This window comes from Chryseobacterium sp. KMC2, from assembly GCF_016756935.1.
Classification (GTDB): Bacteria; Bacteroidota; Bacteroidia; order Flavobacteriales; family Weeksellaceae; genus Chryseobacterium; species Chryseobacterium rhizosphaerae.
The window spans coordinates 40,942-60,721 of the sequence record NZ_JAESIT010000020.1 but is presented as its reverse complement, the minus strand read 5'-3'; the positions used below and the strand labels follow the sequence as shown (position 1 = coordinate 60,721).

Annotated in this window: 23 protein-coding genes; 8 read left to right on the top strand and 15 right to left on the bottom strand. The window is 36.3% G+C overall.

The features are described from left to right. Together JML65_RS19510 and JML65_RS19505 are read right to left on the bottom strand one after the other, a co-directional pair. Window positions 1-1,206 (bottom strand): exonuclease SbcCD subunit D, encoded by a 1,206-nt coding sequence (locus tag JML65_RS19510; protein ID WP_202271789.1) that lies wholly within the window; start codon window positions 1,204-1,206, stop codon window positions 1-3. 130 nt (window positions 1,207-1,336) lie between these two features. Then, the gene (locus JML65_RS19505; protein ID WP_167449358.1) at window positions 1,337-1,489 is read right to left on the bottom strand and encodes a hypothetical protein; all 153 of its coding nucleotides are present in this window, start codon (window positions 1,487-1,489) and stop codon (window positions 1,337-1,339) included. Window positions 1,490-1,611: 122 nt separating this feature from the next. Between JML65_RS19505 and JML65_RS19500 the strand changes: the two genes are divergently transcribed. Beyond that, complete coding sequence (locus JML65_RS19500; RefSeq protein WP_047493085.1) at window positions 1,612-1,863, top strand: VF530 family DNA-binding protein; 252 nt, start codon at window positions 1,612-1,614, stop codon at window positions 1,861-1,863. Between the two features lie 117 nt (window positions 1,864-1,980). Next, window positions 1,981-2,481, top strand: coding sequence for a peptidylprolyl isomerase (locus JML65_RS19495; protein WP_047493088.1), 501 nt, complete (start codon window positions 1,981-1,983; stop codon window positions 2,479-2,481). Window positions 2,482-2,818: 337 nt separating this feature from the next. Here the strand turns inward: JML65_RS19495 and JML65_RS19485 are convergent, their stop codons facing one another. From JML65_RS19485 to JML65_RS19475, 3 genes are all read right to left on the bottom strand, one after another. Further along, window positions 2,819-3,412 (bottom strand): hypothetical protein, encoded by a 594-nt coding sequence (locus JML65_RS19485; RefSeq protein ID WP_202271787.1) that lies wholly within the window; start codon window positions 3,410-3,412, stop codon window positions 2,819-2,821. 1 nt (window position 3,413) lies between these two features. After that, window positions 3,414-3,794: a YchJ family protein gene (locus JML65_RS19480; RefSeq protein WP_202271786.1), complete on the bottom strand. Its 381-nt coding sequence runs from the start codon at window positions 3,792-3,794 to the stop codon at window positions 3,414-3,416. Window positions 3,795-3,932: 138 nt separating this feature from the next. Next, entirely contained in the window at window positions 3,933-6,074 is a 2,142-nt protein-coding gene (locus tag JML65_RS19475) for a M3 family metallopeptidase (RefSeq protein WP_202271785.1), read from the bottom strand. A gap of 499 nt (window positions 6,075-6,573) precedes the next feature. On the opposite strand from JML65_RS19475, the gene JML65_RS19470 reads away from it, so the two are divergent. Next, window positions 6,574-7,389, top strand: coding sequence for a GIN domain-containing protein (locus tag JML65_RS19470; protein WP_202271784.1), 816 nt, complete (start codon window positions 6,574-6,576; stop codon window positions 7,387-7,389). Window position 7,390: 1 nt separating this feature from the next. On the opposite strand, the gene JML65_RS19465 is transcribed toward JML65_RS19470, so the two are convergent. The 5 genes from JML65_RS19465 to JML65_RS19445 all read right to left on the bottom strand — a co-directional run bounded on the left by JML65_RS19465 (window position 7,391) and on the right by JML65_RS19445 (window position 11,834). Then, on the bottom strand, window positions 7,391-9,277 hold the full coding sequence (locus JML65_RS19465) for a monovalent cation:proton antiporter-2 (CPA2) family protein (protein WP_084086835.1): 1,887 nt from the start codon (window positions 9,275-9,277) through the stop codon (window positions 7,391-7,393). Between the two features lie 3 nt (window positions 9,278-9,280). Further along, window positions 9,281-9,802: an NAD(P)H-dependent oxidoreductase gene (locus JML65_RS19460; RefSeq protein ID WP_047493104.1), complete on the bottom strand. Its 522-nt coding sequence runs from the start codon at window positions 9,800-9,802 to the stop codon at window positions 9,281-9,283. A 199-nt stretch (window positions 9,803-10,001) separates the two neighbouring features. Next, complete coding sequence (locus JML65_RS19455; RefSeq protein ID WP_202271783.1) at window positions 10,002-10,820, bottom strand: TPM domain-containing protein; 819 nt, start codon at window positions 10,818-10,820, stop codon at window positions 10,002-10,004. Next, the gene (locus JML65_RS19450; protein ID WP_202271782.1) at window positions 10,801-11,229 is read right to left on the bottom strand and encodes a TPM domain-containing protein; all 429 of its coding nucleotides are present in this window, start codon (window positions 11,227-11,229) and stop codon (window positions 10,801-10,803) included. Before JML65_RS19450 ends, JML65_RS19455 begins: the two co-directional genes overlap by 20 nt. Next, complete coding sequence (locus tag JML65_RS19445; RefSeq protein WP_047493113.1) at window positions 11,229-11,834, bottom strand: LemA family protein; 606 nt, start codon at window positions 11,832-11,834, stop codon at window positions 11,229-11,231. Before JML65_RS19445 ends, JML65_RS19450 begins: the two co-directional genes overlap by 1 nt. A gap of 74 nt (window positions 11,835-11,908) precedes the next feature. Between JML65_RS19445 and JML65_RS19440 the strand changes: the two genes are divergently transcribed. Together JML65_RS19440 and JML65_RS19435 are read left to right on the top strand one after the other, a co-directional pair. Next, complete coding sequence (locus tag JML65_RS19440; RefSeq protein WP_202271781.1) at window positions 11,909-12,412, top strand: dihydrofolate reductase; 504 nt, start codon at window positions 11,909-11,911, stop codon at window positions 12,410-12,412. Window positions 12,413-12,577: 165 nt separating this feature from the next. After that, window positions 12,578-13,147 carry a tetratricopeptide repeat protein gene (locus JML65_RS19435; RefSeq protein ID WP_047493121.1) on the top strand — a complete coding sequence of 190 codons (570 nt, stop codon included), beginning with the start codon at window positions 12,578-12,580 and terminating at the stop codon, window positions 13,145-13,147. Between the two features lie 219 nt (window positions 13,148-13,366). Here JML65_RS19435 and JML65_RS19430 read toward each other — a convergent pair whose 3' ends face one another. From JML65_RS19430 to JML65_RS19410, 5 genes are read right to left on the bottom strand one after another with little or no spacing between them, the layout of a single operon-like run. After that, window positions 13,367-13,999, bottom strand: coding sequence for a trimeric intracellular cation channel family protein (locus JML65_RS19430; protein ID WP_047493124.1), 633 nt, complete (start codon window positions 13,997-13,999; stop codon window positions 13,367-13,369). Between the two features lie 57 nt (window positions 14,000-14,056). Beyond that, the gene (locus JML65_RS19425; protein ID WP_202271780.1) at window positions 14,057-14,386 is read right to left on the bottom strand and encodes a four helix bundle protein; all 330 of its coding nucleotides are present in this window, start codon (window positions 14,384-14,386) and stop codon (window positions 14,057-14,059) included. Window positions 14,387-14,428: 42 nt separating this feature from the next. Next, window positions 14,429-14,893, bottom strand: coding sequence for a pantetheine-phosphate adenylyltransferase (gene coaD, locus JML65_RS19420; protein ID WP_047493126.1), 465 nt, complete (start codon window positions 14,891-14,893; stop codon window positions 14,429-14,431). 3 nt (window positions 14,894-14,896) lie between these two features. Next, complete coding sequence (locus JML65_RS19415) at window positions 14,897-15,352, bottom strand: hypothetical protein (RefSeq protein ID WP_047493130.1); 456 nt, start codon at window positions 15,350-15,352, stop codon at window positions 14,897-14,899. Between the two features lie 5 nt (window positions 15,353-15,357). Beyond that, window positions 15,358-16,341: a D-alanine--D-alanine ligase gene (locus tag JML65_RS19410; RefSeq protein ID WP_047493217.1), complete on the bottom strand. Its 984-nt coding sequence runs from the start codon at window positions 16,339-16,341 to the stop codon at window positions 15,358-15,360. Window positions 16,342-16,495: 154 nt separating this feature from the next. On the opposite strand from JML65_RS19410, the gene JML65_RS19405 reads away from it, so the two are divergent. The 3 genes from JML65_RS19405 (at window position 16,496) to JML65_RS19395 (ending at window position 19,740) form a co-directional block, all read left to right on the top strand. Beyond that, entirely contained in the window at window positions 16,496-17,590 is a 1,095-nt protein-coding gene (locus JML65_RS19405) for a PASTA domain-containing protein (RefSeq protein ID WP_047493220.1), read from the top strand. Window positions 17,591-17,664: 74 nt separating this feature from the next. Next, complete coding sequence (locus tag JML65_RS19400) at window positions 17,665-18,738, top strand: RluA family pseudouridine synthase (RefSeq protein WP_047493136.1); 1,074 nt, start codon at window positions 17,665-17,667, stop codon at window positions 18,736-18,738. A 51-nt stretch (window positions 18,739-18,789) separates the two neighbouring features. Then, window positions 18,790-19,740, top strand: a complete 951-nt coding sequence (locus JML65_RS19395; RefSeq protein ID WP_047493137.1) for a PorP/SprF family type IX secretion system membrane protein — start codon at window positions 18,790-18,792, stop codon at window positions 19,738-19,740. Window positions 19,741-19,780 lie beyond the last annotated feature (40 nt).

The window sequence follows — 19,780 nt, the reverse complement described above, 5'->3', positions numbered from 1 at the left end:
TTAGGCATTTAAAATTTCGTTAAACAAATCCATAAGCTCTTCATTGGCTTCCTGTCCTCCATTTTTGGATTTAAAATAATCTTTGAACAATACTCCTATATCTTGATTTAAATTGATTTCATAGTGCTCTTGTCCGGTCATTTCACTGTTTTTGATTTTTGGAATAAGATGAACGATACCGGAATGAGACTGGTAGATCATCTTTCTTTCATCAGCTGTTAGGAAGGTTTCACTTTCCAAAGTCAGTTCAATAAACGTATTCGGGTTTTCATTCAGCCACCGAACGGTATCTTCCACAGAGGTAAAAGATTTCCTTACCAATGTCCTTCCATTTTTCAGCGCCTTCTTTTCAAAAGAAATATTTTTTCCCGGAAACGCTTCCACAATGGAAACATATTTTGTTTGTCCTGCCTCACTAAAACTATAACATAAAGGGGAAGAAGAGTATACAACTGGTTTTTCTGACGTTCCTATATTCTGAAAACTATGCAAATGTCCTAAAGCCGTATATTGAATCTGCTCAGGAATGGCATCCGAATAGATCAGATCTGCATTGCCAATTTTAATAGGCTTTTCTCCTTCTGGTTCCTCCAGAATTTCAGCACCTCTTTTATTCATATACAAATGAGCGGTCAGAAGGTTAATTCCCTGCTCATCACAAAATTCGTCAGCAAGATTTTTCCACATCTGTGAAAGCACTTTATTGATTTCTTCTTCTTTATTTTCACCAAAATATTCTTTTAAACGGATCTCATTGGCATAAGGTGTATGAAGAACTCTTACAGGAAAATTTATATTTTGAATAGCCAATTCGATAAAACCTTCTCTTGAATTCAGAATTTTAAAATGTTCGGTTTCAAAAGGAATAACTTCTGCTTTGGGATGGCCTATCAGAATAATTCCACATTCTCTGGCTAAAGGATCGGGAGCATCGATGAGGTTGGGAGAGTCATGGTTTCCGGAAATAGCAATCACAGGACGTTTCCCATTTTGAGATAAACGTTTCAGGGTTTTATACAATAGCTCAGTAGCTTCTACTCCCGGATTAAAATTATCAAAAAGGTCACCCGCAACAATGACAAGATCAATGTTTTCTTCATCAGCAATGCCAATAATCTCTTCCATGACCAGAATTTGCTCTTCCAGACGGGAAAAGCGGTCCAGTCGTTTTCCTAAATGCCAGTCGGCGGTATGCAGAATTTTCATAAAAAGTTTATCATTGTTTAGAGGAAATATGAAATGGTATAATTCAAATTGATTGAACTAAAATCTGTATGTGAACTATTAAAATACAGAACAATATTTAAACCCCATTAGGTTTGGTAATGAACGAATTCTATAGATTATGATCGGTTTCTTTTGCCTGAAAATCTTCATGAATTTGTTTTAAACGTGCTTTCCTTTCTGCTTCAGCATTTTGTATTTTACGTTTTTTCTGATCAATTTTCTTTTTATTTTTTTTCCTGTTCGCTTCGTTATTTTTGCTCATATCTTTTTGTAACGAATAATTTTTTTATGGGTAAGAAATAGCCTCATCAAAAATACTAAAGATTAAGAGTTTAAACAATTTTAGTCGGTAAGTCTGATAAAATATTTTAATTTTACTGCGTTATGGAAGAAAAATCAAAAGATCCTTTACACGGAAAAAGGCTTGATGCTATCCTTGAAGAACTGGTAGAATACTATCAGGGTTTTGAGGAATTGGGAAAACAAATCAATATAAAATGTTTTACGGATAATCCGAGTATCACTTCTTCACTGAAGTTTTTACGGAAGACTCCGTGGGCAAGAACAAAAGTTGAAAGTTTGTATCTCTTTATGCTGAGACAGAAAAAAAGAGACGAAACGAAGAGTGGAAAGTAGAAGCCAGGATATTGCTGTAAGATTCTCCTTTTAGCTCTTTTCCTCTAAGCAATCATTTCAAAAATAGTATATTTGTATTATTAATCGTGAATAAGATACACGAAAAAAAGGAAAAATATGACAATTGAAAACAACCATGTTGTAGCTGTAAGTTACATACTTCACACGATCGAAGAGGATGGAAGTAAGATTCTTGTAGAAGAAACAGCACCAGAAAATCCACTTACATTTTTGTATGGTGTGGGAATGATGATTCCAAAATTTGAAGAAAATATCCTTGGTTTGAAAGCTGGTGATAAAGCTGCTTTTACAATCCAGCCTGAAGATGCTTATGGTGAAAAACAACCGGATGCTATTGCTCAATTACCTATTGAGATGTTTAAGGAATCAGGAACTCCACCTGTAGGAGCTATTTTACCTCTATCTGATAATCAGGGAAATAATTTCCAGGCATTTGTAGTAGAAGTAACACCGGAAGTTGTAGTGGCTGACCTTAACCACCCAATGGCAGGTAAAGTTTTAGATTTCCAGGTGGAAATTTTAAATACACGTCCGGCAACAGAAGAAGAATTGTCACATGGCCATGCTCATGGAATTGACGGAACTGAAGCTCACTAAAACATAATATAAATGTCCGATTTTTTCGGACATTTTTTTTGTCATACTCATATGGTCAGTGATTATATTTTCTTCCGAAGATGAATCTGATCATCATAAAATGCTTTGCAGATAATTCCGGTATCCGTTTTTTCCTGAAGTTTTTGAAAAAGACAGTCTGGGTAAGAATTGGTATCGAGATAAAAAAATAAACCACAGTTGAATTCTGTGGTTTATTTTTTTTTATAAGATTAAGAATGAATAAAATGCCTGACTTATTTCCTCTCCACCGGAAGGGTGGCAAATCTCAGACTTGACGGGGTGGTTTGCGTATTAATTACTCCACCTATTGTCTCATCTATTCGGCGTCATATTCCGTAACGTCAATAAGCGTCAGGAACCACTTGGTATCTATTTTGGTCATGAAAAATCTCAATCCATTAATAGGAGCCTTTTCTTTAGTATTTTCAGCAAGTGTTACACAAACTACATTTTTAGGATCAGTATTAATTTTAAAAATTTTCTGATCTTTTATAGAATACTGTTCCAGGAATTTGTCTGCATAGTCATTGACCGCGTTAGAGTTGAACTGAACAGATAAGCCTTCTTTTTTCCATTTTTTATTTCCCGAATCATAGGCAGGTGCCGCTTCAAACTGAAGCGGAAATTGATTTTTAATGTTCCATGCCTTTTGAATGTACCCTAATGGCATACTGAAATTTACATCTTCATTTAAAACAAATCCCAGATCACCACTGCTTTTAAAAAGAACACCAACTCCATAAGTGGGATTGATATATTGGTTCATAAGGTCTCCGTTTTTAGTCTGAAAACCATTTAAAATATCCGTAACAGCTAAAGTAATCTGTTTTTTGTCATCAGCAGTCTGGGCATTGGAAAAGCTAAAGCTGCAAAGCAGAAATAGCAGAGTGTATATAATATTCTTTTTCATATCATGAGTTTAAAAATTCACCAGAAACATAATACCAACGTTCATGCATTTTTTGGAAGATGGAAAATTCATGGTGAATTTGTGGATGTCCATCCTCATCGGTATAGTAGGCTTTAAATTCTACCTGATTTAAAGCGGGTGTCCGGATAATTTCCAGTCGGGTCCATTGGTTGATTTCTCCCCACTCCTGAAGATCGCGGGTATTGTGGTATTTCCTTTTTCCGGGAAGAGTGGTTTCCATTAGATATTCACCATTCGGAATAGCGAATGCCGAAAATCGGGAACGCATCAATGCTTCTGCAGTGGGAGCATGTTTTTCTCCGGTATGATAGGGCTTACAGCATTCTTCATAGGTTTTTCCTGAGCAACAGGGACAATCCATATATCTGGTTTTAAATTTGAACCACAAAAATAATAAATATCAATAGAAACAGGCTTAGTCCGTTAAAAAAGATGAATAAATAAGTGATTGGGCAAAACATAAAAAAAGACGCATTCCTAAAGAATACGTCTGATTGTTTTATTTAATAAACCCTCTGTTTCTTAATAAAGGTTTGATATCCGGATCATGTCCTGTGAAATCTCTGAATGCCTGGTTAAGATCTACAGAATTTCCTACAGAAAGAATATATTTTCTGAAGCGGTCACCGTTTTCTCTGGTTAATCCGCCATTATTTTTAATCCATTCCCATGCATCGTTATCTAATGTTTCAGACCATAAATAAGCATAATATCCTGCTGAGTAGCCACCGCCCCAAATGTGAGCGAAATAAGGAGTATGGTATCTTGGAGGAACGGTTGATAACGTAAAGCCATGATTAGTTAAGGACTGTTTTTCAAAATCCAAAACAGGGATCAGCTGGCTGTCATTGGTTACAGAATGCCAGTCCATATCCAACGCTGCGGCAGAAACCAATTCTGTGGTCATATACCCCTGGTTGAAGGTAGACGCTTTTTTAATCTTTTCTACCAAAGTCTGTGGAATAGGTTGTTTTGTTTCAAAATGAACGGCATAATTTTTTAAGACAACCGGATCTAATGCCCAGTGTTCGTTAATTTGTGAAGGGAACTCTACAAAATCTCTCGGTACATTGGTTCCTGAAAGAGAAGGGTATTTCTGACTTGCAAACATCCCGTGGATAGAGTGACCAAATTCATGGAAAATAGTGGAAACATCATCATAGCTAATTAATGATGGTTTTCCAGGAGCTGGTTTCTGATAATTATAGCAGTTTACAATCACTGGTTTTGTTCCCATCAGATAAGACTGCTCTACAAAGTTGCTCATCCATGCCCCTCCATTTTTAGAATCTCTTGTATAGAAATCCAGATAGTAGATCGCAATAGATTTTCCATCATGATCAAAAACTTCATAAGTAACTACATCAGGATGATAAACAGGAAGGTCAGTTCTCTTTTTAAATGTCAGTCCATAGAATTTTTCAGCAGCAAAGAAAACTCCCTTTTCCAGAACTGTTGTGATTTCAAAATAAGGCTTTATTTCACTTTCATCAAGATCAAATTTCGCTTTTCTTACCTGTTCTGCATAGAAAGTCCAGTCCCATGGTTCTACTTTGAAACCACCTTTCTGCTGATCGATAAGATCCTGGATATCCTTGGCTTCCTGTCTGGCTGTTTCCACGGCAGGAGTGGCCACCTGATTCATCAGTTTGGTAGCTGCTTCCGGAGTTTTTGCCATCTGATCCTGAAGTTTCCATTCAGCGTAATTCTTTTTACCTAAAATCTGAGCTTTTTTAAGTCTGAGTTTAGCCAGTTTTTCAATGGTTTCTCTGGTATCGTTAGCATCACCCTTTTCTGCTCTTGTCCATGAAGCCTTAAACAGTTTTTCTCTGGTAGCTCTGTTTTTTAAATTTTGTAGAAGAGGCTGCTGTGTAGTATTCTGTAAAGCTAAAAGGTATTTTCCGGGCTGGCCTGCAGTTTTGGCATCGGCTGCTGCAGCAGCAATTTCATCAGCAGAAAGTCCATCCAGTTCTTTTGCGTCAGAAAAGAAGACCCCCCCTTGCTTTCTTGCTTCCAGCAATTTATTGGCATATTGAGTGGAAAGAGAAGCCAGCTCCTGATTGAATTGTTTTAATTTCTCTTTATCCGCTGCAGAAAGGTTAGCCCCTGCAATCTCAAAATTTTGTTTATAATATTGTACAAGTCTTTTACTTTCAGAATCCAGACCCTCTTCTTTGATGGATTTTATTCTTTTATAAAGATTTTCATTCAGGTACATTTTGTCTGAATGCGCAGCAAAGATAGGAGCATATTCCTCATCCAGGGCTTGTAGTGTAGGATTGGTATTGGCACTGGTAAGATTTGAAAAAACAATTTGTGCCCTTCTCAGGACTTCACCACTTTTTTCCAATGCTACAATAGTATTTTCGAAAGTAGCAGCAGCTGGATTATTTGCAATTTTTACAATTTCAGCTTCATGCTGTTTTAACCCAAAATCAAAAGCAGGTTTAAAATGTTCATTTTTAATTTTATCAAATTCCGGAGCTTCATATTGAAGTTTACTTTTCTTCATGAAAGGATTGGAAGATAAAGAGGGATCCGGTGCAGGAAGTTCCTGCTGAGTATCAGTTGGTTTCATTGTGGTACAAGATTGATTAAACGCCAAAGCAGAAATTAATAATACCGATGAAATATTCTTCATAAAATAGTTGTTATTAAAGTATAAAGATATTAAAAACTTGCATCATAGAAAGTATTTTACCCAAATGTATTTAGTGAAAAGACGGTATAGATATTTTCAAAGCTGACTTCACTTTTTACCTCACAGGAATCTTGGATATATTTTATCCATAAATGTCAGAAAAGCTTTTATTCTAAATACTTTAATTATTTTAAAATGATGTTATATACAAAGTTGACACAAGAAGAAAATCAAAGATTTTCGAAAAAAACCGTGTACTGATGTATGCTCTATGCATGTGACGTAAAAACCACTCAAGTGTCTGATATTTTGTGTTTTTATTGAAGAGTTTAACAGCCTTTTTAAATAAAATAAGATTAAATAATTGGTAAAATAAACTTAGTCATTCATCGTTTAGTGATGAGCAATAACAGGATTTTTGAAGAAGATGTAATATTTTTCATAATTTAGTTGTCGTTAAATAATACGATCAAAGTAATAATCTATAAAATAAATAAACATGAAAAAAAGGACTCTTTTTATTTTTTCTGCCTTAGTGGTATTGGCCTCATGTAATGAAAGACATGAGAAAAAAAACAGAGAAAAAGGTGATTGGGTAGATAAGGTGATCAATAAAGATAGCGGACCGGTACAGCAAAAGGAATTTAATGGTGATTTTGATGAAATTCAGGTTTCTCAGGCGATTGATGCTGAGGTAATAAAATCTGAAACAGAGAAAGTTGTTATTTCGGCTCCTCAAAGTATCATTAATGAGATTCTTGTGGACAATGAAGGAGGAAAGCTTCATATTCATTATAAGCCGGGGATCAGAGTGATGAATATCAATAAGGTGACTGCAAAAATTTATACCAAAGACTTTACAAAACTGATTGCAGGATCAGCCGCAAAAATAACGGTAAAGGATAAATTTACTCAGGAAAAAATAGATATTGAGATATCCAGTGCAGGAAGTGTTTCCGGGGATCTGGAAGCTAATGATTTTGAGATTACAGCAGGTAGCAGCAGTAATTTCAGTGGAAAAATCTGGGCTGTCAACCTTGATATAGAATCTTCATCAGGATCGAGTATTGAAATTTCAGGTAAGGCTAAACATGCGGATATCAATTCTTCTTCAGGAAGCAGCATATCGGCAAGAAGCGTTATTGCAGATAATGTAGAGGCTGAGGCTTCAAGTGGGGCAAGCGTTCAGATTAGTGCTGTTACGAGTGTAAAAGCAAGCGCTTCATCAGGTGGAAGTGTAGATATTACTAAAAAAGGAGAACTTAAAAATGTTACTAAAGAAGAAAGTAGTGGGGGAAGTGTAAATATTCAATAAATTAATCCTGGGATTCTTCCTCATCTTCTTCATCAGCAGATGAGGATCCTTCCCAATTTTTATTATCAAAATTAAGATTATCATAAGCTAATAATTCCTCCTCTCGCTGGAGGATTTCTTTTGTCGTAAATAATGCTATATCGTCATCATCCTTTGCCCTTGCCAGTTTTCTGATAGAAGCCTTATCAATAGCCATAAATCTTTGGCCAAGACGTCTGGCGGCATATTTTCTCATCCCTGCTTCATGAAGTACATCTACAGCCATATCTACCGCGGTACCTAATGTTTCCCGATAAATATGATTGATTCCGTTATTCAGGTAATTATAAGCATCAATTCTGTTTTTTGCTCTTACAAAAATCTTCACCCCCGGATAATGTTCACGGACAAGTTCGGCAATGAATTTATTGTCATCGGGATCATCCAGACATAAGATCAGAATTTCGGCGTCTTCAATACCTGCTGCCCTTAAAATTGGGATTCTGGTAGCATCACCGTAATATACTTTAAAACCATAGCTTCTCAGCAGCTTTACACGGTCTGAATCTCTGTCCAGAACTGTTGCTGACATTTTGTTTGCCTTTAAAAGACGTCCTACGGTACTTCCAAAATGTCCGAAACCTACAATAATAATTTTCTTTTGACTCACATCACTGTCCAGAATATTGAAATCATGTTCCTCCTCAGGAATTTCTTTAATGAATTTTGGGGTAATAAACTTATCATTTACAATAAGAAGGATAGGAGTGATGCACATGGTAATTGCTGTAACAGCCATTAATTGTGCATTCAGTTCAGGGCTCAACAGATAAAGGTCCGAAGCATAATTGATCAGGACAAAGGCAAATTCTCCCACCTGGGAAAGCGCAAATGCATAGAAAAGGCTTTGTGGAGTATCTATCCTGAAAAACTTCCCGATAGCGTATAAGACAATAAATTTTACCGTTACCACTGCAAAAACGGTACTAAATATAAATAAAGGATCCTGCTGGATAATATTAAAATTGATGGTAGAGCCTACGCTCACAAAAAATACAGCCAATAAAAGACCTTTAAAAGGATTGATCTGCGCTTCAAGCTCATGACGGAATTCACTGTTGGCCAGCATTACTCCTGCAAGAAAGGCACCCAATGCGGGAGAAAGACCAATAACGATCATTAGCTCAGAAACACCAATCACTAAAAATAGGGAAGAGGCAGTTAAGAGTTCTGTCATTCCTGATTTTGAAACATAGCGTAAAAAAGGAACAAATACATATCTTCCTAATAAAATCAACAGAGCTACTCCTATAATTACTGTTCCGGCCTGAAGCCACTCCGGAAGTTTTTGAATCAGAATCTGAATTTCATTATCATGATGTTTCGCTTTGTAGTTGGCAATGATGGGAAGTATTGCCAGAATAGGAATTACCGAAATATCCTGAAATAGCAACGTAGAGAATGAAGCTTCTCCTGCTGTCGTTTTAAAACTGTTTTTTTCCTGTAAAGTCTGCAGTACAATTGCTGTAGAAGAAAGAGCAAAACACATGGCCACGGCCACGGCCTTATCTACTCTCCAACCCACACTGATGAATATCACAAAAAGTAAAGAAATCGTAAGGACCATTTGTGTGAGACCCAGGCCCATGATTTTCTTACGCATATCCCAAAATTTTCGCGGTTCCAGCTCAAGTCCTACCAGAAATAAAAGCATGATCACCCCAAACTCACTGGCGTGCATAATATCATTTACATTATTTCCTGTAAGCCTGAGAACATAAGGACCAATGATGATCCCCCCTAAAATATAACCGATCACAGAACTTAGGCCGAATTTTCGGGCCAGTGGAACCATGATAATAGCTACACCTAGGAAAAGTAATGTGTTCATTGCTAAACTGGATTCCATATTCTATTGGTTGAGAAGTTCTGTAAATTCTTTTTTATGTAAAATGATTTCTTTTTTTGAAAGCTTATTGGCTTCGTAAACAATCTTAATATGTTTGATATCTGCTTTGAAAACCTTTAAAGAAACGATCAGTCCGCTGATCAGTTCATCAACGGTGTATTCATACGTTCCTGTTTTGCTGAAAGATCTTTCCTTTCCTCCGGTAGTGATCAGGATATAAACTTCTTTATTTTCTAAAGGATTATTTTTTCCCGGCTGAAGCCAATCTCTATCGAAAACTTCATCGATCCACAATCTTAATAATGGAGGCATTCCAAACCATATCAGTGGAAACTGGAAGACAAAGCGGTCATAATTGGCAAGACGTTTTCTCTCTCTGAAGGCGGCGATATGAAAATCGGGATATTCTTCATAAAGATCTCGTAAGGTATAATGCTGGTGGCGAACGTAGAAATTGATGAGCTCTACATTCGAATTAGAGTGCTCCAGATAGGGGTGAGCAAATACTACCAGCGTCTTCTTCATAATCCTGTTTTCAGTAAATATAGTAAAAAAATAATGGATAAAAGGTGGGTTTTGGTTTGATTTATTAATTTTTTAATATGGAAAAGGTAATTTACTGTTGAGAAAAAGCAAAAAAACAATAGTATTTTGAGTTTTTAAATAAAAAAATCAGGCCATACTGGCCTGATCTGTTTCTATGTATTGTTTCTGTGTTAAAGGGTTACCATCCGCCTGATGCGCCGCCGCCTCCAAAACTTCCGCCACCGCCGAAGCCTCCAAAGCCGCCGCCTCCACCGCCGGAACTTCCACCACCGAAGCCTCCGCCTCCAAAACTTCCAGGGAATGGGAAGAATCCACCAGGATAGTTTCTGCGTCCTCTTCTTGTGATAATGACATCATCATCGTCATCGTTGTTCCCTCTACCGGGGCCACCACCTCTGTTGCCAAAAAGAATGGCAATAATGATGAAAATGACAAAAGCAATGAGGAGTACTTTAAATGCGCTTCCATTACCGGACGGGGTTGTCGTTTCTTCAGGTTTAAATTTCCCCTGAACAGCTTCCATAATGGCTGAGGTACCGCGATTGATACCCTCATACCAAAGTCCTTTCCGGAAATTAGGGGTCACAATATAATCCAGAATCTGTCCTGCTACCGAAGCTGTGAGATATTGCTCTACAGCTCTTCCCTGCTGGATAGACATTGTTCTGTCTTCTGTAGCAACCAGGAAAACAACTCCATTATCTACTCCTTTTTTTCCGATCTTCCATTTCTGACCAAACATGGTGGCCAGAAAGTTCACATCTTCTCCTTTCGTAGACTTGATGATTACGACTTCAATTTCCGTTGAGGTTGAATCTGCAAATTTGATCAGCTTATTATTAAGCTCATCCTTTTCCTGCTGAGAAAGCAGTCCGGCTTCATCAAAAACCGGATATAGCACTGCCGGCTTTTCAGGAACAGTATATTGTGCTGATACAAAACTGTACAAGCAGATCAATAAAAATGAAAATACTATTTTAAGAGAACGTAATTTCATTCGGGAGTTGGTTTGGGTTTTCTCCTTCCACAGGAAAATATTTTTTGAGTTCAAGGCCTGTTTCCAGGATGGCACTTTTTAGTGCCTGGTGATAATTTCCTTTGGCAAATTCAGAGGTCACATAGTCATGCAAATGATCCCAGTAAGATTGCTGTACCTTTTCATGTATCCCGATATCTCCAATGATGGTCAGATATTTTTGTTCGAAATTAATATGAAAAAGCACGGCGTTTCTATCCGCTGTTTTATCCATACAAAGCTCTTTGAATACTTCAAATGCAGTTTTTGCATTTCGTTCTTCCGTATTGGAATCGATATGCACCCTGATCTCGCCTGTAGAATGATCTTCTGCTGACTGAATCGCTTCCACAAGGGAAGCGATTTGTTGATTTGTAAGGAAATTACTCATTATTTGAATACCTCAGGTGCCTTTTGAGCTCCTGCTTCAGCTTTGAAATAAGGTTTTTCTTTAAAGTTGGTAAAATTCGCCAAAATATTATTGGGGAAAGTTTTGATGGAGGTATTGTAATCCTGCGCAGCCTCATTGTAATATACAGTTTCTGTTCTGATACTGTTCTCAATAGCGGTATATTCTCTTTGGAAGTTGATATACTGCTGGTCTGCTTTTAGATTTGGATAAGACTCCACAACGGCCATCAATCGGCTTAAAGCTCCGGATAATTCTCCTTGTGCAGCCTGGAATTTAGCAATGTCAGCATCTGTCATATTCGTAGGGTCAACATTGATAGAAGTTGCTTTGGAACGTGCCTCAACCACTTGTGTTAAAGTTTCCTGTTCAAATTTTGAATAAGACTTAACTGTTCTTTCCAGGTTCGGGATAAGATTGGCTCTTTTCTGATATACGGTCTCTATATTAGACCATTTTGTGTTCACAGTCTGTTCTTTGGTCACGAAGTTATTATATCCGCTTTTTCCCCAAAAGAATAGAATTGCAACAATAACAAGGAGGGCAATACCAATTGTTCCGGCGCCCAGACATCCTTTATTTTTCATAGTTTATTTTTTTTTAATTTTTTGTGCTAATCAAATATACAAATTATGTGCTAATTTTGTAGAAAATTATTTGAATGACAACAATAGTGGTGGCAATGGGAGAGAAAAATGAAATTGGTTTTGAAAACCAGTTACTTTGGCATCTTCCCAAAGATTTAAAACATTTTAAAGATCTTACTTCGGGGCATCCGATTATTATGGGGAGAAAAACGTATGAAAGTATCGGGAAGCCTCTTCCTAACCGTACCAATATTGTTGTTTCAAGAAAGAAAGATTGGTTTGAAGAAGGAATTCTTATTGTAGGCAGCCTTAAAGAAGCGGTGAAGTTTGCAAAAAAAATAGATGAAGAAGTTTTTATTATTGGTGGTGGCAATATCTATGAGCAGACGATGGATGTGGTAGATAAACTTGAGGTAACCTTAGTAAAAGCTGATCTGAAGGCTGATACATTTTTCCCAAAAATTGATGGGAAGATCTGGAAAAAGACCAATGAAATCTGTCATGAGAAAGATGAGAAAAACGCTTATGATTTCTGCTTCCAGACGTTTGAAAAAATAAAGACCGAAGAGAAGGTGTAAACATCAATAGTCAGTTTTTGCTCTGCAAATGAATAGTGAATGTCTTTAGCTTACATAAAAATAAACAGACTAAGCATATTGACAATTCATAATTGACTTTTTTGGACTGTAAACCTTAAACTCTAAACCTTAAATTTATTATCTTTGCACTTCTAAAATTTAATAATGAATAAATACATAAAAATTGTAATAGCAGCTCTTCTTATCCTTACGGGAGTTTATATGATGTTTTTTACAAGAAATCTGGGCTGGGGGATTGTTGTTTTTCTTCTTGCAGCATTTCCGATCCTTCTTTTCTTTAAAAATGAATATATCCTTTTGGCTTTCTGGCAACTGAGAAAGCAGAATATGGAAAAAGCTGCAGAATGGCTGACTAAGATTACCAACTATCAGTCACAGCTTCACAAAACCCAATATGGATATTTCCACTATTTACTGGGATTAACGCAAGCTCAGGATCATCCTACCAAAGTAGAACCTTTGATGAAAAAAGCATTGGAGTACGGTTTAAATATGAAGCATGACAGAGCTATGGCTACTTTAAATCTTGCTGCATCGGCTATCTCTAAAGGAAGAAAGCAGGAAGGTCAGAAATTGTTGGAAGAAGCAAAAAGATTAGATACGGCAGGAATGATGACAGATCAGATCAAAATGATGAAAGATCAGTTGAAAATGCCTACGATGCAAAAGCATATGCATAATCCTAATATGAGACAAAGAGGGAAGTTCTACTAATTGATTTTCTCTTATACATTATAGACAAGGTCCTGATTTTTTCAGGACTTTTTTTTGTACTTATAGCGGAGGTCAAGTTTCTTACCGGAAAAAGGATTTGTAGGATAAATATTTTCTTTTACAAAGAGTAAAGGATCCCGTTTTTTGAATTTGTCCCGGCGACCATCGTCGTAAAAGTTATGTTTCCGATTTTTGTAGTGAACAGAACCCTATAGAAAATTACATTTCCGAATTATGGTCATAGCCATAAAACTTAGGCATCTGCCAGTGATATTTTACGGCAAAGGTTCTGATGGCAACGATCAGTAAAATAGTAAAGATCTGTATAAAAGTATAGGATAGTGGAGTGTATTTTGTCATCAGTAAAAATGCTGCCCCACCTACAATACAGGCGGTAGCATAGATCTCTTTTCTGAAAATCAACGGAATTCTGTTCAGTAATATATCCCGGATAATCCCACCAAAACAGCCGGTAATGGTTCCCAGTCCGATACAGATCAAAGGATGAATCCCTACGTTTAGCCCTTTTTGAATCCCAATAATGGTAAATAACCCCAATCCGAAACTATCAAAGATAAACAGGGTTACTTTAAAATTCTTTTCAAGAGATTTGAAGACCATTGAAAATATGCTGGTAATGAGGATCAATGCACACATGAGAAGATCATGCATCCAGAATACAGGAATGTCCAGCAGGAGATCCCTCACCGTTCCTCCACCTACAGAAGTAACAAAGGCAATAATAAGTACCCCAAACGGATCAAGCCGTTTTTGCATCGCTGCAAAACTTCCTGACATGGAAAAGGCAATGGTTCCAAGTACTTCTATGGCGAAATTGAACTGTTCGTGCATATAGTTATAAGTGATGAATAATAAGTAATGAGCAATGAGTAATAAAAATTATGCCATTTAAATTTGTGATAGTTTGAACTTATATTTGGTCATGACTTTTACTAATTCTTCACATTCTGTTTTTAAATATAGAATTTTTTCAGGATTTACATATTCTAATTCTTCAATGATCTTAAGCCAAAGCTGAGTTTGATCAATTTCTTCAACAATAATACATATTTTAGCAAATTTTTCTTTTTCAGATCTTGCTCTTGAAACAGCTCTGTAATTTGCTGCTACAAAAGTAGCTGACCGGATGATCTGTTTCCTTATTATTGAAAGGTCATCAGAATAGGGTAGTGAAGAAAGTGTTCTAATGATAGCAATAGAAAAGTTTTTAAAATCCATACTATCAAAATTACTTATTACTCATTGCCAGTTACCTATGTTTTATCTCTTCACTCTCACGGAATCGGGAACCATCAGTTCGTATTCTCCTCCGTGGGTGATGATTTCTCTTACAATGCTACTGCTGATAAAAGATTTACCTGATGAAGTTAATAAAAATACGGTTTCCAGTTTTTTGTGAGCTAATGTCCTGTTGGTATGAGCGATTGCTTTTTCAAATTCAAAATCAGCAGGATTTCTTAAACCTCTTAGAATGTACTGGGCATTTTTTTCAAAACAGTAATCTACTGTTAATCCTTCAAATGAATCTACTTCTACATTGGGGAATTCTGCCACAGAGTTTTGAATAAATTCCATCCTTTTTTCAAGAGGAAACATATATTTCTTCTGAGAATTCTGCCCAATGGCAATAATTAACTTATCAAATAGCGGTGCCGCTCTTTCTATAATATCGTAATGTCCCAAGGTAATAGGATCAAAAGATCCTGGGAAAACAGCAATTTTCATATCCTAGTTGTTTTCGTTTGATTTTTCGTAGAACAGCCTTAGGTTTTCAAGATTTAGGCTGCAGTTGTTATTTATAACCTGATTGGAAGATAGATTTAAAATCAAATCATTTCTTCCTATAACTTTTGAATTTGTATAAATTTTATCAATTGGATGAAATGTAATCTTACTTTCAAAATTCCCGTCCGCATTTTTTCTTATTATACCTGAAAACAATACTTTATTGTCTAAAGAGCTAATTTCAAAATAATTGGGAACTGTTTCATTATCAATAATCACATTTTGCTTTTTGACATAGCTGAAACACTTTTGGTCATCCAGGTAGATTGCTTCATTAGCAAAATTGATATGCTTCGGCTCAAGCTGATTTTTTGGCAAATGCAGTTTAAGCGGAGTAAAATCTTTTTGAGCTGATGCCAAAGAAGAAATAAATATTGAAATGGTAAGAAGTCTGATCATTGCATTTATTTATTAAGTGCTTTTTCAACTTCATTTCCGCAAAGATCCAAAAGGGAAATTCCATAATATTTTGCCTGCTGTGGAAGAATACTTGCAGGAGAGAATCCTGGATTGGTATTCATTTCAAGCATATAAGGAATTCCATCCATTAGAATATATTCACTTCTTGAAAATCCGCTCATTCCTAATGAATTGTAAGCTCTTTTTGCTATTTCTTCCACTCTTTTTGTGGTTTCTGCATCAATTCTTGCTGGAGTAATTTCTTCTGAAGCTCCTTCATATTTTGCTTCATAATCAAAAAACTCATTGGTAGGTACAATTTCGGTAATTCCCAGTACTATGGTTTCTCCTTTAAAGTCTATAACTCCTACAGAGACCTCCATTCCGTTCAGGAAGCTCTCAATCAGAATTTCATCATCTTCTTTGAAAGCTATTTCTGTAGCGGCAATCAATTCTGATTTTTCTTTTACTTTTGAAATTCCCAAAGATGATCCGGACTGGTTCGGTTTCACAAAAACCGGAAGACTTAATTCTTCTATAATTTTATCAACATTAATAGTTTCTCCTTTTCTTAAGTATACACTTTTGGCTGAAGGAATTCCATATTTTGATAATACAGCAAGGGTGTCTTTTTTATTGAAGGTAAGAGCACTCTGATAAAAATCGCATCCCGTATATCGCTGTCCTATTGCATCCCAATATGCTTGTAGAATTCCATTTTCTCCTGGAGTTCCATGGATGGTATTGAAGCAGACATCAAATTTTAATTTTTCACCATTATCTAAAATTACAGAAAAATCTCCTTTATTGATGTCGTATTTTTTATCATTTTCTCCCAAAAAGTACCATTCATCTTTTAGAATGACTACTTTATATACATCATATAGATTTCTGTCTAAAGAATCATAAATCAACTGTCCGCTTTTTAAGGAAACAACATATTCATCAGAATAGCCTCCCATTACTACGGCAACGCTTTTTTTGTTCATAACCATATAGTATCAATTAAGGCAAATTTAATCATTTTATGCAATGCAATATGGGAAAACTGGAAATTTTAAAATCAAAAATGAATTGTTAAATAAAAAGCACATTCTAAAATTATTAGTTATATTTGCGGTTGTAATAAAAGTATTTTTAAATATGCTTAAATCACTTTTCAATTGGAAAGTTTTACTTAATTTAGTAATAGCCATCGGCATTTTCGTGGGTCTGGTATGGCTCACATTTCGTTGGTTGGAATATCATACAAACCATGGACAGGAAATTCCTGTTCCTAATGTTGTTAATAAATCAGTGCATGATGCTATTAAAATATTAGATGATACCGGTCTTGAATATGAAGTGGACAGTGCCAATTATGATCCAAAATACAGACCTTTTCAGGTTCTTCAGATTTATCCGGCACCGGGTTCCCGTGTAAAAGACGGAAGAACGGTACGTTTGAAAGTTAATCCAAGAACATGGGCTCAGATTGCTGTGCCTGATGTTATCAATAAATATTCCGGACTGGCCTTCCAGAGACTGGATCAGGTGGGTCTTAAAATAGGCGATACCATCTATGAACCAAGTATTCAGAAAGATGCTCTTCTAAGAATATTATATAAAGGTAATGCCGTTAATCCGGGAACACGTTTACCTAGATTCTCTATCATAGATGTCGTAGTAGGAACAGGTCCTATGAGAAATATTTCTATTCCTAATGTAGTGGGACTTTCTGTAAAAGAAGCAAGAGCGGTTATTACAAAAGGAATGTTTGAAGTAGGATTGGTAGAACATGAAGATGGCAGCAATGACGAATCTGATATCATTTACTATCAGGATCCTGCTGCAGGAGATGTACGTGACCAGGGGATGCAGATCGATTTATGGGCAAGTAAGCGAACTCCGGCTGAGCTGAGAGCTAAAGTGGAGCAGCTGAATTCTATTTATCGTATGAAGGTAGATACTTCTTTGCCACCGGTACGATATGAGGAAGTTCACAATGAACCAAGCTTTGATCCTCCGGTAGCTCCGGCACCGGTACCCAAAAGGGAAACACCAAAACCTGAGCCTGTAAAAACAGAAACTCCTAAAACTCAGACTACAGCTCCTAAATCCACTGTTTCCGGAACAGAGAAGCCTAAAACCTCCTCCAGTAGCCCGGCAACAGGAAGCACAGCTAAGCCTGCTGCTTCTACAGCTACAGGCCAACAACCTGCTCAAAAGCCAAAGGCTAAAAAAGTAGTCGTAGAATAATATCAAAATAGTATAAATAAATACAGGCTTCAACTGCAAAATGTTGAGGCCTTTTGTGTAAAAAATATAAAACAATGTCAGAAGATAACGAAGATTTTTTAGATGAAGAATTATTAGATTCCAACAGTATTGAAAACATCGATATTGATGAAGAAAATAAAGGATTGTACGAACATCTTAATCTCACTGTTGACAATGGACAGGAGCCATTAAGAATAGATAAATTCCTGTTAATACACCGACAGAATTCTTCAAGAAATAAAATTTCCCAAACCTGCAGGGCCGGGAATGTAGTGGTGAACGGAAATCCGGTAAAACAGAATTACCGGGTAAAACCTGGTGATCAGATCTCTGTTTTACTGACGCGTCCTCCAAGAGAAAATGTCATTATTCCACAGGATATTCCTATTAATATAGTATATGAGGATGATGATTTAGTGGTTGTAGATAAAGAACCGGGAATGGTTGTTCATCCGGGATTTGGAAATTGGGACGGTACGCTGGTGAATGCATTGGCCTTTCACTTTGAAAAGAACGGAGAGAAATCTGATCTGGACAGGGTAGGGCTCGTACACAGGATTGATAAGGACACTTCCGGACTATTGGTAATTGCAAAAAATGAATATGCATTAAGCTTTTTAGCCAAGCAGTTTTTCAACAGAACCACTAAAAGGCTTTACTGGGCTTTTGTATGGGGAAATCCACAGGAAGATGAGGGAACAATAAAAGGTCATATCGGAAGGCATCCTAAAAATAGAATGCAGATGTCTGTTTATGAAGATGGAAGCCATGGAAAACATGCTGTTACCCATTATAAAGTCCTGGAAAGGTTCAGGTATATGACTTGGGTAGAATGTAAACTTGAGACCGGAAGAACCCATCAGATCCGTGCTCATTTCAAACATATTGGCCATACTTTGTTTAATGATGAAAGATATGAGGGGCATACTCCTTTAAGAGGAGTGAACCTTCCTAAGTATAAGCAGTTTATAAAAAATGTTTTTGAAATTCTGCCCAGACATGCACTTCATGCGCATACCCTAGGATTTATACACCCAACAACAAAAAAGGAATTATATTTTGAGAGCCCAATGCCCAAAGATATGGTGGATGCCGTAAAAAAATGGAGAAATTATTTAGAAAACTAAAAATATATTGAGATTTTTTTTATATTTGTTGAATTGAAATCAAGATTTGTTATGAGAAAACTATATGCTATCGTATGTTTAGCTCTTTTGTCAAATGCATACAAAGCACAGGAAACACTACCCTACTATCAGCAATATCTTATGGATGGTGAGTTCCTATTCAACCCAGCTCAATACGGAAAAACAGACTACGTACAGCTCAACGCTAATTATCAACAACAATTTTCAAAATTCAACAACTCTCCGAATGTACAATCAATCGGGATTAATGCGAATATTTTTGATAGAGTAGGTGCGGGTATTTCTGTTTTTAGAGATAGCAATGGGCCTATTTCTGCCGGAGGTATTACAGCGGGTGCTTCCTATTTTATTCCACTAAGCAGCGAAGGAGATAGAAAGGATCAATTCTCTTTTGGTACAAGTGTTAACTTCTATAACATGAATTTTGATTATTCAAAAATTAATACTGAGGAAGCTAATGACCCATTATTGAGAGGAGAAGAGAGCAACCTTTTTATGGTGTATGCTAACTTTGGTTTGGCTGCTACGTACAGAGGACTTTTCGGGGGAGTTTCCGTTAATGATATTGCTTTAAGTAATGATCAGTCTATTGTAAACGGATATGAACCATCACCTATTAAATTCTTTTTAAATTTAGGATACAACTGGAATATTGCTGATAATATTTCAATTGCACCATCAGCATTGATCAACTTAAATACCAACTCAACAAGAATGATTGACTGGAATTTAATGGCAACATTCTCCAATGAGATTAATGCATTTTCTTTTGGGGTAAGCTACAGAACTGTTCAAAACAGATTCGACAGCCAGGATTTGAGTATTTCTCCTATTGTAAAAGTGAGATTTAACAAATTTATGATCGGTGCCACTTATAACCTGGGAATGTCTGATATTCAGAAATCTGGAGGGAATAGCTTTATGCTTGGCCTTGGTTATAACTTTGACAACTTTATTAATGTTAGAGGATTTAGATATTAATCAATTTAATTTAAATAAATTTGAGCTCTGAATTTTTTCA

Bases quoted from the DNA above. Each gene is read 5' to 3' on its own strand.
- JML65_RS19460 (WP_047493104.1), bottom strand. From the start codon at position 9,802: ATGAAGAAGACGCTGGTAGTATTTGCTCACCCCTATCTGGAGCACTCT.
- coaD (WP_047493126.1), bottom strand. From the start codon at position 14,893: ATGAAAATTGCTGTTTTCCCAGGATCTTTTGATCCTATTACCTTGGGA.
- JML65_RS19455 (WP_202271783.1), bottom strand. From the start codon at position 10,820: ATGAAATTACGTTCTCTTAAAATAGTATTTTCATTTTTATTGATCTGC.
- JML65_RS19445 (WP_047493113.1), bottom strand. From the start codon at position 11,834: ATGAAAAATAAAGGATGTCTGGGCGCCGGAACAATTGGTATTGCCCTC.
- JML65_RS19510 (WP_202271789.1), bottom strand. From the start codon at position 1,206: ATGAAAATTCTGCATACCGCCGACTGGCATTTAGGAAAACGACTGGAC.
- JML65_RS19470 (WP_202271784.1), top strand. From the start codon at position 6,574: ATGAAAAAAAGGACTCTTTTTATTTTTTCTGCCTTAGTGGTATTGGCC.
- JML65_RS19410 (WP_047493217.1), bottom strand. From the start codon at position 16,341: ATGAACAAAAAAAGCGTTGCCGTAGTAATGGGAGGCTATTCTGATGAA.
- JML65_RS19480 (WP_202271786.1), bottom strand. From the start codon at position 3,794: ATGGATTGTCCCTGTTGCTCAGGAAAAACCTATGAAGAATGCTGTAAG.
- JML65_RS19405 (WP_047493220.1), top strand. From the start codon at position 16,496: ATGCTTAAATCACTTTTCAATTGGAAAGTTTTACTTAATTTAGTAATA.
- JML65_RS19500 (WP_047493085.1), top strand. From the start codon at position 1,612: ATGGAAGAAAAATCAAAAGATCCTTTACACGGAAAAAGGCTTGATGCT.
- JML65_RS19400 (WP_047493136.1), top strand. From the start codon at position 17,665: ATGTCAGAAGATAACGAAGATTTTTTAGATGAAGAATTATTAGATTCC.
- JML65_RS19435 (WP_047493121.1), top strand. From the start codon at position 12,578: ATGAATAAATACATAAAAATTGTAATAGCAGCTCTTCTTATCCTTACG.
- JML65_RS19395 (WP_047493137.1), top strand. From the start codon at position 18,790: ATGAGAAAACTATATGCTATCGTATGTTTAGCTCTTTTGTCAAATGCA.
- JML65_RS19440 (WP_202271781.1), top strand. From the start codon at position 11,909: ATGACAACAATAGTGGTGGCAATGGGAGAGAAAAATGAAATTGGTTTT.
- JML65_RS19430 (WP_047493124.1), bottom strand. From the start codon at position 13,999: ATGCACGAACAGTTCAATTTCGCCATAGAAGTACTTGGAACCATTGCC.
- JML65_RS19475 (WP_202271785.1), bottom strand. From the start codon at position 6,074: ATGAAGAATATTTCATCGGTATTATTAATTTCTGCTTTGGCGTTTAAT.
- JML65_RS19465 (WP_084086835.1), bottom strand. From the start codon at position 9,277: ATGGAATCCAGTTTAGCAATGAACACATTACTTTTCCTAGGTGTAGCT.
- JML65_RS19450 (WP_202271782.1), bottom strand. From the start codon at position 11,229: ATGAGTAATTTCCTTACAAATCAACAAATCGCTTCCCTTGTGGAAGCG.
- JML65_RS19425 (WP_202271780.1), bottom strand. From the start codon at position 14,386: ATGGATTTTAAAAACTTTTCTATTGCTATCATTAGAACACTTTCTTCA.
- JML65_RS19505 (WP_167449358.1), bottom strand. From the start codon at position 1,489: ATGAGCAAAAATAACGAAGCGAACAGGAAAAAAAATAAAAAGAAAATT.
- JML65_RS19415 (WP_047493130.1), bottom strand. From the start codon at position 15,352: ATGATCAGACTTCTTACCATTTCAATATTTATTTCTTCTTTGGCATCA.
- JML65_RS19485 (WP_202271787.1), bottom strand. From the start codon at position 3,412: ATGAAAAAGAATATTATATACACTCTGCTATTTCTGCTTTGCAGCTTT.
- JML65_RS19495 (WP_047493088.1), top strand. From the start codon at position 1,981: ATGACAATTGAAAACAACCATGTTGTAGCTGTAAGTTACATACTTCAC.